Consider the following 13,103-nt stretch of genomic DNA (forward strand, 5'->3'; position numbering starts at 1 on the left):
CGCGCCCGCCCGATGAAACGGCGGCTGCTGATCCTGGGCGGCACCGGCGAGGCGGCAATGCTCGCCCGCCATCTCACCGGCCGAGCCGATCTCGACATCGTCTCGTCGCTCGCCGGCCGGGTCGCCGCCCCCAGCCTGCCCACGGGCGCCGTGCGCGTCGGCGGCTTTGGCGGCGTCGATGGGCTTGCGGCCTATCTCAAGGCTGAGCGCATTGATGCAGTCGTCGATGCGACCCATCCGTTCGCGGCGCGTATGAGCTGGAACGCCGCCGAAGCCTGCCGGCGCGTGCGCGTGCCGCTCTTGACCTTCGTGCGTCCCGCCTGGCAACCGCAGGCGAACGATCGCTGGCTGCCGGTCGCCGACATAGCGGCGGCGGCTTCGCTCTGCCGCGGCCGTGTGTTCCTGACGGTCGGCCGGCAGGAACTGGCGCCGTTCGCCGCCGTGGACGCCTGGTTCCTGATCCGCACGATCGACCCGCCCGACGGGCCGTTGCCGACCCGGCACGCGCTGCTGCTGGCGCGCGGGCCGTTCGCGCTCGCGGACGAGATCGATCTTATGCGCGTCCACGCGATCGATCTCGTCGTCTCGAAGAACAGCGGCGGCCCCGCGACTTATGCCAAGATCGCGGCGGCGCGCGCGCTCGGTCTGCCGGTGGTGATGGTCGAGCGGCCGGCCCGCCCGGCGACCGACGAGGCCGGCAGCCTGGAGGCGGTCGTGGCCTGGCTCGACCGGCCGCATCACACCCCGTAGCGCCGCGGCGTATAGACCAGCGGCCGCCCCTCGACGCCGGCAAGCCGGCGGGTCTGGGAATTGCCGATCAGCAGGATCGTCCGCATGTCGACCTCAGCCGGGTCGAGCCCCTTGAGGTCGGTCACCGTGATCCGCTCGCCGGCGCCGCCGACGTCGCGTGCAACGATGACGGGTGTCTCGGGCGCGCGATGGCGCAGCAGCACCGAGCGCGCCTCGCCCAGCTGCCACTGCCGTTCCGACGAGATCGGATTGTAGAGTGCCAGCGCGAAATCGGCGCGTGCCGCGGCGTCCAGCCGCTCGACGATGGTCGGCCAGGGCTTCAGGCGATCCGACAGCGAGATGACGCAGAAATCATGGCCCAAGGGGGCGCCGACCCGGGCTGCCGCCGCCTGCATGGCCGAGATGCCGGGCACGATGCGGATGTCGAGCGCGCGCCAGGTCGCGGGCCCGGCCTCCACCTGCTCCAGCACCGCGCTCGCCATGGCGAAGATGCCCGGGTCGCCCGACGAGACGACGCAGACCCGCCGGCCGGCCGTGGCGAGTTCCAGCGCATGCCGGGCCCGTGCTGCCTCGACCCGATTGTCGGAGCCGTGGCGGATCTGGCCCGGCTGCGGCGGCACCCGGTCGAGATAGGGCTGGTAGCCGACGAGATCGGTCGCGTCGGCCAGGGCCTCGCGCGCCTCAGGCGACAGCCATTCCGGCGCACCGGGGCCGAGGCCCAGCACGATCAGTTGGCCGGCGGCGCCGGGGGCGCATTTCACCGGCACGACCTCGGCCCCTGGCACCAGCACCAGCGAGAAATAGGGCACCTGCGCCGGGTCGACTTCGTGGAGCGGCACGATCCGCTCGGCCGCCATGGTCGCGCGCTCGATATAGAGTGCCCTGTCCGCGGCGCCGGCAGTTTCGATGGCGCGGCGCACCTTCGCGAAATTGCGGCCGAGCTTCATGATCGCAGCGGCCTGGCCGTGGGCGAGGCGCCGGGCAAGCTCGGCCTCGGGCAGCGTCCCGGGCAGGATCGCGAGTTCCGTGTCGCGCCGGACGAGCGGCCGGCCGAGCCGGGCGGCCCCAGCCATGATCGAGGGCACGCCCGGCACGACCTCCGTCTCGTAATGCTGCGCCAGCCGGTCGTGCAGATACATGTAGCTGCCGTAAAAGAACGGATCGCCCTCGCACAGCACGGCAACATTGCGGCCGGCATCGAGCTCGGCTGCGACCGTGCGCGCCGCCTCGTCATAGAACTCAGCGATGGCGCCGTCGTAGCCATCCGGATGGTCGGTCGTCTCGGTCGTCAGCGGATAGATGAGCGTGAGCTCGCGCTGGCCGCGGGTGAGCTCGCCCGCGACGATGGCGCGCGCGTTGCTGCGGCCGTGGCGCGCGGCCAGGTAGGCCACGACATCGGCGCTCTGGATGACCTTGAGCGCCTTGACCGTGATCAGGTCCGGGTCGCCCGGGCCGACGCCGACGCCGTAGAGCCGTCCGGGGCGGATGGGGCCGGGGTGGACGGGGCCGGTCATTCCGCCTCGCTCGCGAGCGCGTTGACGGCGGCCGAGGTGATGGCACTGCCGCCGCGCCGGCCGAGGATGGTGATGAACGGCACGCCGCGGCTGTCGGCCTGGAGCGCCGCCTTCGACTCGGCGGCGCCGACGAAGCCCACGGGCAGGCCCAGGATCAGCGCCGGCCTCGGCGCCCCGGCATCGATCATGTCGAGCAGATGGAAGAGCGCCGTCGGCGCATTGCCGATCGCGACGACAGCGCCTTGCAGCCGGTCGCGCCAGAGTTCGAGTGCTGCGGCGCTGCGCGTGGTCGCGAGCTTCGCCGCCAGATCCGGCACCTCCGGCGCGTTCAGCGTGCAGATCACCTCGTTCTGGGCGGGCAGGCGCGCGCGCGTGATGCCGGCCGCGACCATGGCGGCATCGCACAGGATCGGCGCGCCGGCGAGCAGTGCCGCGCGTCCGGCCTCGGCGGCACCCGGTGCGGCGGCGAGATCGCGCGGCAGGTCGGTCATGCCGCACGCATGGATCATGCGCACCACCGTGCGCGCGAGGTCGGGCGAGAGGCCGGAGAGATCGGCCTCGGCCCGGATGATGGCGAAGGACCGGCGGTAGATCTCGGCGCCGTCGGTCAGGTAGTCGCGGGAATCCAAGGTCACGGCGTTTGAAGCGCTTTCGTGCGGTAGGCGGTGCGGGCGGCGGCGAGCGCCTCGTCCGGCGCGAGGCCAGTCAGGGCGACAACGCCGTCGAATAGCACATCATAGCCGTTTTGGGTCGCAATCAGATCGACCACGGCTGGCCCGCGCATGGCGCAGCGCTTGGCGCAGCCGGCGACATGCATCGCCCAGCCGGCAGTCGGGGCGGTGCTGGCGACGCTCTCGGCGAACCGGCGCGCATCGTGGCGCACGTCGCCGAGCGCTGCGGCACAGCCCGCACTGCCGGCGCAGGCGGCGAGGCCGGCGAAGCCGTCGCGGCCGTCGAGTGATAGGCCAAGGGAGGCGAGCGTCGCCGTGAGCGCGGGCAGGTCCCCGGCCGCAACGCCGCGCAGCGCGAGATTGCGCCAGGGCGTGAGCCGCATGTCGAAGCCGAACTGCCGGGCGGCATCCGCGAGCGCCAAAGCCTGCGCGCTGGAGAGGCGGCCCAACGGCACGACCGGCAGCAGCGTGCCGGCGACGATGCCGAAGCCGGGTGCTGATTGACGCGGTGCCGGCACGGAACAGGATTTCGCCGCCAGGCCGGTGCGGAATTCGTCATAGGCCGCCGGCACCCGGCCGATCGACCGCCCGCGCGCCGGCAGATCATGGCTCTGCGCCACCACGAGGGTCGCATGTGCCGCGCGGATCAGCAGCGCTACCGCCGCGTCGGGTGCCGTGCCGAGGCCGGTCGGCTGCCCGGCAAGGCTCAGGTGCAGCCGGTCGGGCGCCACGGCCGTCAGCGTCAGGTCGGCGCCGCCCGGATCGAAGCCGAGCCCGCCGCCGTCGAGCGTGAAGGCGAATTTCGCGGGCAGTTGCGCGAGCGCGGCGTCGGCAATCAGCGCCCGGTCCAGCGCTTGGGCGAGCCCCGTCAGGTCGATGTGCTCGTCCGGATCAACGCCGGCGAACGGGCTCACCAGGATGTTGCGGATGCGCTCGTGGCTCGCCGAGGGCAGCAGCCCGGCGCGCGCGAGTCCCTCAGTCATCGGTTTGAGCTGCGCCGGCCCGATCCCGCGCAGCTGGATGTTGGCGCGCGCAGTCAGGTCCAGGTGCCCGTCGCCGTGGCGGGCGGCAAGCTCGGCGATCGCTGCGAGCGTCGCGGGCGGCAGCACGCCGCCGGGCAGGCGCAGGCGCATCAGCATGCCGTCCTTCGCCGGCACCGCATGGAGGATGCCCGGGCAGAAGTCGGTGAGCGCCTGGGGATCGCCGGCGGCGGGCTCGCGGTGAGGCAAGGGGCGCGTCATGGTGCGCTCGATCATACGGGCTCGCCCCAATGGCGCAACGATGGTGGCGCAACGATGGCGGCGCAATGATCGCGCGACGCTCCGAGCGCCGTCGTTTCCCGTCGCCATCGGCCGATCGCTCGACTAGGGTCGGCCATCATGACCCGCGCCCTCGTCATCGCCGCTCCCGCGTCCGGCTCCGGCAAGACCATGGTGACGCTCGGCCTGCTCAGGGCGTTCCGCCGCCGCGGCGTCGCCGTCGGCTCGGCCAAGGTCGGGCCGGACTATATCGACCCGGCGTTCCATGCCGCGGCGAGCGGCCGGCCGTGCCGCAATCTCGATCCCTGGGCGATGCGACCGGAGACGTTGCGCCATGCGCTGGCATGCGCGGCCGAGGGCACCGACCTGCTGCTGGTCGAGGGCGTCATGGGCCTGTTCGACGGGGCGGCCGATGGCGGCGGCTCGACCGCCGACCTGGCGGCGCTCACCGGGCTGCCGGTGGCGCTGGTGCTCGACGTGCGCGGCCAGACCGTCTCGGCAGCGGCGACCGCCCAGGGCTTCGCGCGGTTTCGCGACGACGTGACGGTCGCGGCCGCGATCCTCAACCGGGTCGGCTCGGCCCGGCACGCCGACCTCATTCGCCCGGCGTTCGACCAACTCGGCCTGCCCGTGCTGGGGGCACTTGCCCGCGCCGACGGCATCGCCGTGCCGTCGCGTCATCTGGGGCTGGTCCAGGCGGGCGAGCAGGCCGATCTCGAAGGCTTCCTCGAGCGCGCGGCCGACCTGCTCGAGGGGGCGATCGATCTCGACCGGCTCGCCGCCTGCGCCCGGCCGATCGCGCCCGGCGGTGCCGCGGCCGTGGCGTTGCCGCCGCTGGGCAGACGGATCGCTGTTGCGCGCGACATCGCCTTTGCCTTTGCCTATCCGCATGTGCTCGACGGCTGGCGCGCTGCGGGGGTCGAACTCGACTTCTTCTCGCCGCTCGCCGACGAGGCGCCGCCGGGCGACGCCGACGCGGTCTATCTGCCGGGCGGCTATCCGGAGCTGCACGCCGGCCGGCTCGCTGCCGCCGCGGAATTCCGGCGCGGCATGCTGGCCGCCGCGGCGCGCGGTGCCGCGATTTATGGCGAGTGCGGCGGCTACATGGCCTTGGGCGACGGCCTCATCGATGGCGACGGCGTGCGCCATGCCATGCTCGGGCTGCTGCCGGTCGAGACCTCGTTCGCGGTGCCGCGCCGGCAATTGGGTTATCGCCGCATCATGGCTGCGGCCGAAACGCCGCTTGGGCCGGCGGGCCGCTGCTTTCGTGGGCACGAGTTCCACTTCGCGCGCGAGACCGGCCGGGGCGCCGTGCCCACCCTGTTCGAGACCGAGGGCCATGGTGCCTACGGTGCGCTACTGGGGCGCGTGTTCGGCTCCTTCCTGCACCTGATCGACCAGGCCTGAAACCCGACTGGTCTGCCTTTTGCAGTGCAGCAAGGGCATGAGGGTCCTGCTCGCCGACGCCAATCTCGATCGCGCCGCTTCCGTTGCCGACCATCTGGCCGGCTCCGGCGCGGTCGACGTGCTGCGTCTCGATGCCGGCGAAAGCCTGGCCCAGGCGGTGGCCCGGCACCGGCCGGACGTGGTGATTGTCGACATGGCGCGGCCCGACCGCGACCAGCTCGATTCGATCCGCGAGGTCGCCTCGCGCCATCCGAGCCCGATCGTGCTGTTCGTCGATCGCAACGATCCCGCCTTCATGGAGGCAGCGATCGAGGCCGGCGTCAGTTCCTACAATGTCGTCGGCACGGCGCTGCCGGACGTGAAGCCGATCGTCGAGGCGGCGGTCGTGATGTTCCGCCGCTACCGGCAGGTCGAGGAAGAACTCAGGAAAGCCGAGGCCTCGCTCAAGGAACGGGTGCTGATCGACCGCGCCAAGGCCAAGCTCATGCAGGAGCGGCGGCTGAGCGAGCCCGACGCCTATGGCTGGCTCCGCCGCCAGGCGATGGACCGCGGCCGGCGTATTGCCGACATCGCGGCGGACGTGCTCGACGGCAGCCTCGCCCCGACCAAGGAAAGGAGAGGAGCCAATGGCGCCCGCTGAGCGCATCCGTATCGGCCTGGTGCGGCTGACCGACATGGCACCGGCCTTCGTGGCCGAGGCCAAGGGGTTCTTCGTGGCCGAAGGGGTCGAGGCGGAGCTGTCGATCGAGCCGTCCTGGGCCAATATCGCCGACAAGCTCACCTATCGGGCACTCGACGCCGCGGTCATGCTGCCGCCGCTCGCCTTCGCCGTGGCGCTGGGCCTGCGCGGCGCCGGGGCACCCTTGTTCGTGCCGCTGTCGATCAGCCAGAACGGCAACGCCTTCACCGTGTCGCCGGCGCTCGCCGCGGCGATCGGGCCGGGTCCGGCGGATGCGGCGTCGCTCGGGCACCGGCTCGCCGATGTCGTCCGGGTGCGGGGGGCGGGCGCTGCGCGCCTGCGCTTTGCCGTTGTCCATGCCTATTCCTCGCACGACCTGCTGCTGCGCTACTGGCTGGCCGCGTCGGGCCTCGATCCGGCGGAGGCGGTCGAGCTGGTCGCCGTGCCGCCGGTCGACATGGTCGCAGCGCTTGCGGCGGGCGAGATCGATGGGTTCTGCGCTGGCGCGCCCTGGGGCGCCGTCGCGACCGCCGAGGGCGTCGGTCGCACGATCCTGCGCAGCTCGGCGATCTGGCGGAACCACCCGGAGAAGTGCCTCGGTGTCACGACCGATTGGGCTGAGCGCCATCCGGCGGGCCTGGCCGCCGTGCTGCGTGCGCTCATCCGCGCCCAGCGCTTCTGCGACGTGCCAGCCAATGCCGACGAGGTCGCGCTGATGCTGGCGGCACCCGGACGGATGGGTGTGCCGGCCGCGGCACTTCAAGCCTCTCTGCCGGGCGCGGCACCGGGTGGCGGCGTCGATGTCTCGCGCTTCTTCGCCGGCGGAGCGGCCGCCCCGCGCCTCAGCCATGCCGCTTGGTTCCTCGACCAGATGGCGCGCTGGGGTCGGTTCGGCGCGGAGGTCGACCGGGCCGCCGTCGCGCGCGCCGTCTATCGGCCGGACCTCTACGAACGGGCGGCGGGCGAACCGGTCGAGCTGGCCGTGCCCGACCGGCTGTTCGACCAGCCGTGAGTCAGCGAAGGCGCAGCGCCGCCAGAAGCAGCAGGAACAGCACCGCCGAGACTGCCTGCCAGACGCGGACCGGGTTGCGCTCGTAGAGCGAGCGGCGGCGCGGCGTGGGCGGGCGCTGGCGGCCCTGGCCCTGCTCCAATTCGAGGGCGAGTTCGAGTGCGTCGCTGAGGCGCTGCGCTGGATCGACCGCGAGGCAGCGGGCCAGAAGCTCGTCGAGCCAGGGCGGCAGGTCCGGGCGATGGCGTGCCAGCGGCTGCGGCCGGCCGAAGCGCGGATGGGAAAACGGCTCGATCTCGCCATAGGGATAGGCGCCGCCGCTGAACAGCCGGTAGATCGTGACGCCCAAGGCGAAGAGATCGCTCCGCTCGCTGCCGACGCTGCCAGCGAACTGCTCGGGAGCCATGTAGCTGGCCGTGCCCGGGATGTCAGCGGTTGGAAAGTCAGGCAGATGCGGCAGGTAGGCGACGCCGAGATCGATCAGCTTGAGCCCGCCGCTTGGTTCCAGGATGACGTTGTCCGGCTTGATGTCGCGATGGACGATGCCGGCACGGTGCAAGGCGGCCACCGCCTTGGCGAGCTTGCTGGCGATGGCGAGCCCCTCGCCGAGGCCGATCGCGGGCAGGCGGGCAAGCCGACGCTCCAGGCTCTCGCCATCATAGAACGGCATGACCGAATAGAGCCGGGTCCGGCGGTCGGGCGGCGGCTCGATCACTTCGCCGACCCAGGGGCTGCGGACCCGGGCCGCGACCCAGGTCTCGCGCAGGAAGGCGAGCCGGAACGAGGCGTCCTCGGCAATGCGCGGCTTCGGGAACTTGAGGGCGACCGGCCGGCCATCCGTCTCGTCGACCGAGCGGAAGAGGCGGCTGTACCGGCCGTCGGCGAGCACGGTGCCGATCGTGTAGCCGTCGATCCGCTCGCCCGGGCGTGGCGGGTCCAGGATCGGCAGGGCGGCGATCGCCAGCTCCAGCTCCGTCGTGTCGGCCGGCGGCAGCGCCAGGATCTCGAGTACGATGGCGCTGGCATTGTCCTGCGAGCCGGCGGCGAGTGCGGCTGCGACCAGCGCATCGGCCGCGGCGTCGGGTGTCGCCGCCGCGGCCAGGATCTCGGCGATGTGCCGGTCGTCGAGGCTGCCATGGACGCCGTCGGTCGCGATCAGGTAGCGGTCGTCGGCGCGCGCGGTCTCGACGGCATAGTCGGCGCGCACGCCCTCTTCACCGCCGACCGAGCGCAGCAGTACATGCTGCTGGTCGGGCCGGGGCGAGACATGATCGACCGTGAGGCGGGCGAGCCGCCCGGTGCGCAGCCGGTAGATCCGCGTGTCGCCGAGGGAGAGCCGGTGGACCTGGCGGCCACGCAGGATGAGTACGGCGAGCGTCGTGCCCATGGCGTCGAGCGCCGGATCGCTCCGGCCCTGGGCATGAATCCAGCGATTGACCGCGTCGAGCGCCACGGCGGCGGCACGCCGCACGCCCAGCGTCTCGCTCTGGCCCAGATAGCCGTCGACGAAACCGCGCACCGCGAGCTCGGCCGCGACATGGCCGGCCTCGGCGCCGCCGATGCCGTCGGCCAAGGCGGCGAGTGCCCCCAGCCGCGCCCGCTGGTCCCGGTCGCCCAGCCAGATGCCGCCCCAATCCTCATTGCGCACCCGCCGTCCGCAGGCACTGGCGAAACCGGCCCGGAGGTCGAGCACGGCGCGTGGTGTGTCTAGAACGATCTGGCTCATCCCCCTGTGCCATGCACGCGGCGTTCCCGTCGATCGGCGAGAACACCCCCCGGTTCGGTCATGGCCGGGCTGAATACGAATGTGCTTATATTTTAATCGTTTGATTTTAGCTTGATCGACGATGCTCATTTTTTGACCAGCTGTACTGCGACGCAGCGAGGGAATTGCTCGCCTTCTGTGTTGGCCCGCTCTTTGCAGTGCAACATGGTGCCTGGTGACGGCGCCTTTGCGCTCCCGGGCCGGACGACCCTCAACGGCGAGGCCGTCTCGATTATCGGAACCCGGGCATCTGGCCGGTCAAGTTCCGCTTCCGCTTCAGCGGTGGATCAACGGCGATCCATCACCGGACGGATGGGCCTCAAGCCCATCGGTTCCGCCGGGAGAGTGCCGTGAAGACCAGTTTCCTCAAGGCCGGCCACACGCCGTCGCTCATTGCCGCGTTCCTCTATTTCGACGTCAGCTTCATGGTCTGGGTGCTGATGGGGCCGCTCGCCGTGCAGATGGCGAAGGACCTGCACCTCGACGCGGCTGAGAAGGGCCTGATGGTCGCGACCCCGGTGCTGGCCGGCGCCGTGCTGCGCGTCGTGAACGGTGTCGCGGTCGACTATCTGAAGCCGAAGCTCACCGGCCTCATCTGCCAGGCGATCGTCATCGCCGGGCTGCTCGCCGCCTGGTATTTCGGCATCCACAGCTACGGCCAGACCATGCTGGTCGGCATCGTGCTGGGCCTGGCCGGCGCCTCCTTCGCGGTGGCACTGCCGCTGGCGTCGCGCTGGTATCCGCCGGAGCACCAGGGCATGGCGCTCGGCATCGCCGGTGCGGGGAACTCGGGCACGGTGTTCGCGGCCCTGTTCGCGCCCAGCCTCGCCGTTGCCTTCGGCTGGACCAATGTGTTCGGCCTGGTCGCGATCCCGCTCGCGATCGTGCTGGTGGCCTATTCCGTGCTCGCGAAGGATAGCCCGGAATGCCCGCCGCCGAAGTCGCTCGCTGCCTACTTCTCGGTGCTGAAGATCGGCGACGCCTGGTGGTTCATGTTCTTCTACAGCGTCACGTTTGGCGGCTTCGTCGGCCTCGCTTCCTCGCTCAGCATCTATTTCAACGACCAGTACGGGCTCACGCCGGTCACCGCCGGCTATTGCACGGCGGCCTGCGTGTTCGCCGGCTCGCTGGTCCGGCCGATCGGCGGCGCCGTCGCCGACCGGATCGGCGGCATCCGGGCGCTCTCGGTCATGTACATGGTCGCGACATCCGCCTTCGCCGTCGTCAGCTTCGGCCTGCCGGCGGCCTGGATGGCGCTCGGCGTCTTCGTGCTCGGCATGCTGGCGCTCGGCATGGGCAACGGGGCGGTGTTCCAGCTGGTGCCGCAGCGCTTCCGGCGCGAGATCGGCGTCATGACCGGCATCGTCGGCATGACCGGCGGCCTCGGCGGCTTCTATCTCGCGTCCAGCCTCGGCTACTCGAAGCAGCTGACCGGCAGCTACCAGACCGGCTTCCTGGTGTTCGCGGGCCTGGCGTTCGTCGCGCTTCTCGGCCTGACCGGCGTCAAGCGGCGGTGGCGGACGACCTGGGGTGCCGCCGGCCTCAGCGCCGCACGCGTCTAATTCAACAACGAGGGCTCCATCATGAATATGCTGACCCCCCGCAAGCAGCGCCTGATCGTTGTTGGCAATGGCATGGCCGGGATGCGCACGGTCGAGGAAATCCTGGCGCGCGCCCCCGGCCGGTTCGAGATCACCGTGTTCGGCGCCGAGCCGCACGTGAACTACAACCGCATCATGCTGTCGCCGGTGCTGGCCGGTGAGAAATGCTTCGACGACATCGTCATCAACGACCGCGCCTGGTACGACGCGAACGACATCGAGCTGATCGCCGGCGAGAAGATCGTCGCCGTCGACCGCGAGGCGCGCCAGGTGACGGGCGAGAACGGCTCGGTCCGGCCCTATGACGTCCTGCTGATCGCAACCGGCTCGAACCCGTTCATCATCCCGGTGCCGGGCGCCGGCCTGCCCGGCGTCGTGACGTTCCGCGACATGGCCGACGTCGACGCCATGCTGGCCGCGGCCAAGACGCACCGCCATGCGGTCGTGATCGGCGGCGGCCTCCTGGGCCTCGAGGCGGCGAACGGCCTCGCGATCAACGGCATGGACGTGACCGTCATCCATCTGATGCCGACGCTCATGGAGCGGCAGCTCGACCAGGCGGCGGGCGCGTTGCTCGCGAGCGATCTCGAGCGGCGCGGCATCAAGGTCATGACCTCGGCCAACACCAAGGCGCTCCTGGGCGACGATCGCGTGCGCGCCGTGCAGCTCTCGGACGGCACCGAGGTTCCGGCTGATCTCGTCGTCATGGCGGTCGGCATCCGGCCGAACAGTGCACTGGGGCGGGACATCGGGCTTGAGACCAAGCGCGGCATCCTGGTCGACGACGGCATGGTGACGTCCGATCCGGCGATCTACGCCATCGGCGAATGCGTCGAGCACCGCGGCGAGACCTACGGGCTGGTGGCGCCACTCTGGGACATGGCCAAAGTCTGCGCCGACCGTATCACCGCCACGGCGGGGAGCCTGTACGAGGGCACCGTCACCGGCACGCGGCTCAAGGTGACCGGCATCGACATGTTCTCGGCCGGCGACATCCTGGGCGACGCCGAGAGCGAGGACATCGTGCTGCGCGACGCCTCGCGCGGCGTCTACAAGCGGCTGATCCTGAAGGGTGACCGGATCGCCGGCATCGTGCTCTACGGTGATGCGAGCGAAGGCAACTGGTACTTCCAGCTGCTGAAGGACGGAACACAGGTCGGCGCCATGCGCGACAACCTGATCTTCGGCCAGGCTTTCGCACTCGGCGGCGGGGCGCAGGTCGACCCGCTGGCGGCGGTCGCGGCCATGGCCGACGACGCCGAGGTCTGCGGCTGCAACGGCGTGTGCAAGGGCAAGATCACTGCCGCCATCGCCGAAAAGGGGCTCGACAGCCTCGACGCGGTGCGCGCCCACACCAAGGCTTCGGCGTCGTGCGGCAGCTGCACGCCGATGGTCGAGCAGATCCTGGCCCTCTCGCTCGGCGGGGCGTACCAGAAACCGGTCGCCAAGCCGATGTGCAAATGCACGTCCCATCCGCACGAGGAGGTGCGGGCGCGCATCGTCTCCGACGGCCTGAAGTCGATCCCCGCGGTGATGCGCGCGCTCGGCTGGACCACGCCCGACGGCTGCTCGTCGTGCCGGCCGGCGCTCAATTTCTACCTGCTCGCGGCCTGGCCCGGCGAATATGTCGACGACGCCCAGTCGCGCTTCATCAACGAGCGGGCGCACGCCAACATCCAGAAGGACGGCACCTTCTCGGTCGTCCCCCGCATGTGGGGCGGCGTCACCAATTCGCGCGAGCTCCGCGCCATCGCCGACGTGGTCGACAAGTACGACATTCCCGAGGTCAAGGTGACCGGCGGCCAGCGCATCGACCTCTTGGGCGTGAGGAAAGAGCAGCTGCCGGACGTCTGGCGTGACTTGAACGCCGCCGGCATGGTCTCGGGCCACGCCTATGGCAAGGCGCTCCGCACGGTCAAGACCTGCGTCGGCTCCGAATGGTGCCGGTTCGGCACGCAGGATTCGACCGGCATGGGCATAGCACTCGAGCGCATGACCTGGGGCTCGATGCATCCGCATAAGGTCAAGCTCGCGGTCTCCGGCTGTCCGCGCAATTGCGCCGAAGCGACCATCAAGGACTTCGGCGTGATCGCGGTCGACAGCGGCTGGGAACTGCACATCGGCGGCAACGGCGGCATCAAGCTCAGGGGCACCGATTTCCTCTGCAAGGTCGCGACCGAGGCCGAAGTCCTGGAATATTGCGCGGCCTTCCTCGAGCTCTATCGCCAGGAAGCGCGCTATCTCGAGCGCACGGCGCCCTGGGTCGAGCGAGTCGGGCTCGACTACGTGAAGAGCCGCATCGTCGAGGACGTCGAGGGCCGCAAGGCGCTCTACGAGCGCTTCCTCTATGCCCAGCAGTTCGCCCAGGTCGATCCCTGGGCCGAGCGGGTCGCGGAGGATGCGGCCCAGCGGCACGAGTTCCGTCCTCTGGCGCTGGTGGAGTAGGCC

Annotated in this window: 10 protein-coding genes; 6 read left to right on the forward strand and 4 right to left on the reverse strand. The window is 70.9% G+C overall.

The window, feature by feature from the left end; translation table 11 throughout:
• The first annotated feature begins 12 nt into the window (after window positions 1-12).
• Window positions 13-750, forward strand: a complete 738-nt coding sequence (locus IEY58_RS04745) for a cobalt-precorrin-6A reductase (RefSeq protein WP_189043026.1) — start codon at window positions 13-15, stop codon at window positions 748-750.
• Here IEY58_RS04745 and IEY58_RS34705 read toward each other — a convergent pair.
• Genes IEY58_RS34705 through cobG form a run of 3 tightly spaced genes read right to left on the reverse strand, consistent with a single transcriptional unit; the run spans window position 738 to window position 4,176 of the window.
• On the reverse strand, window positions 738-2,264 hold the full coding sequence (locus tag IEY58_RS34705; protein ID WP_189043028.1) for a precorrin-2 C(20)-methyltransferase: 1,527 nt from the start codon (window positions 2,262-2,264) through the stop codon (window positions 738-740). The genes IEY58_RS04745 and IEY58_RS34705 overlap by 13 nt on opposite strands.
• Window positions 2,261-2,899 carry a precorrin-8X methylmutase gene (locus tag IEY58_RS04755; protein WP_456057517.1) on the reverse strand — a complete coding sequence of 213 codons (639 nt, stop codon included), beginning with the start codon at window positions 2,897-2,899 and terminating at the stop codon, window positions 2,261-2,263. The genes IEY58_RS34705 and IEY58_RS04755 overlap by 4 nt, the downstream gene beginning before the upstream one ends.
• Window positions 2,896-4,176 carry a precorrin-3B synthase gene (gene cobG, locus IEY58_RS04760; protein WP_189043029.1) on the reverse strand — a complete coding sequence of 427 codons (1,281 nt, stop codon included), beginning with the start codon at window positions 4,174-4,176 and terminating at the stop codon, window positions 2,896-2,898. Before cobG ends, IEY58_RS04755 begins: the two co-directional genes overlap by 4 nt.
• Window positions 4,177-4,314: 138 nt before the next feature.
• Here cobG and IEY58_RS04765 point away from each other — a divergent pair, with 138 nt between their 5' ends.
• From IEY58_RS04765 to IEY58_RS04775, 3 genes are read left to right on the forward strand one after another with little or no spacing between them, the layout of a single operon-like run.
• A complete protein-coding gene (locus tag IEY58_RS04765) occupies window positions 4,315-5,601 on the forward strand; it encodes a cobyrinate a,c-diamide synthase (RefSeq protein WP_189043031.1) in 1,287 nt (428 codons plus the stop codon).
• A gap of 37 nt (window positions 5,602-5,638) precedes the next feature.
• Window positions 5,639-6,241: an ANTAR domain-containing response regulator gene (locus IEY58_RS04770; RefSeq protein WP_189043033.1), complete on the forward strand. Its 603-nt coding sequence runs from the start codon at window positions 5,639-5,641 to the stop codon at window positions 6,239-6,241.
• A complete protein-coding gene (locus IEY58_RS04775; protein ID WP_189043035.1) occupies window positions 6,228-7,292 on the forward strand; it encodes a CmpA/NrtA family ABC transporter substrate-binding protein in 1,065 nt (354 codons plus the stop codon). Before IEY58_RS04770 ends, IEY58_RS04775 begins: the two co-directional genes overlap by 14 nt.
• 1 nt (window position 7,293) lies before the next feature.
• Here the strand turns inward: IEY58_RS04775 and IEY58_RS04780 are convergent, their stop codons facing one another.
• Window positions 7,294-9,015, reverse strand: coding sequence for a bifunctional protein-serine/threonine kinase/phosphatase (locus tag IEY58_RS04780; RefSeq protein WP_189043037.1), 1,722 nt, complete (start codon window positions 9,013-9,015; stop codon window positions 7,294-7,296).
• A gap of 389 nt (window positions 9,016-9,404) precedes the next feature.
• Here IEY58_RS04780 and IEY58_RS04785 point away from each other — a divergent pair, with 389 nt between their 5' ends.
• Together IEY58_RS04785 and nirB are read left to right on the forward strand one after the other, a co-directional pair.
• Window positions 9,405-10,616, forward strand: coding sequence for a nitrate/nitrite transporter (locus tag IEY58_RS04785; protein WP_189043039.1), 1,212 nt, complete (start codon window positions 9,405-9,407; stop codon window positions 10,614-10,616).
• A gap of 21 nt (window positions 10,617-10,637) precedes the next feature.
• Complete coding sequence (gene nirB / locus IEY58_RS04790; protein WP_189043041.1) at window positions 10,638-13,100, forward strand: nitrite reductase large subunit NirB; 2,463 nt, start codon at window positions 10,638-10,640, stop codon at window positions 13,098-13,100.
• Window positions 13,101-13,103 lie beyond the last annotated feature (3 nt).

The organism is Aliidongia dinghuensis, assembly GCF_014643535.1.
Lineage (GTDB): Bacteria > Pseudomonadota > Alphaproteobacteria > ATCC43930 > CGMCC-115725 > Aliidongia > Aliidongia dinghuensis.

Coding starts and splice junctions, on each gene's coding strand:
- IEY58_RS04745 (WP_189043026.1), top strand. CDS start 13: ATGAAACGGCGGCTGCTGATCCTGGGCGGCACCGGCGAGGCGGCAATG.
- IEY58_RS34705 (WP_189043028.1), bottom strand. CDS start 2,264: ATGACCGGCCCCGTCCACCCCGGCCCCATCCGCCCCGGACGGCTCTAC.
- cobG (WP_189043029.1), bottom strand. CDS start 4,176: ATGACGCGCCCCTTGCCTCACCGCGAGCCCGCCGCCGGCGATCCCCAG.
- IEY58_RS04765 (WP_189043031.1), top strand. CDS start 4,315: ATGACCCGCGCCCTCGTCATCGCCGCTCCCGCGTCCGGCTCCGGCAAG.
- IEY58_RS04770 (WP_189043033.1), top strand. CDS start 5,639: ATGAGGGTCCTGCTCGCCGACGCCAATCTCGATCGCGCCGCTTCCGTT.
- IEY58_RS04775 (WP_189043035.1), top strand. CDS start 6,228: ATGGCGCCCGCTGAGCGCATCCGTATCGGCCTGGTGCGGCTGACCGAC.
- IEY58_RS04780 (WP_189043037.1), bottom strand. CDS start 9,015: ATGAGCCAGATCGTTCTAGACACACCACGCGCCGTGCTCGACCTCCGG.
- nirB (WP_189043041.1), top strand. CDS start 10,638: ATGAATATGCTGACCCCCCGCAAGCAGCGCCTGATCGTTGTTGGCAAT.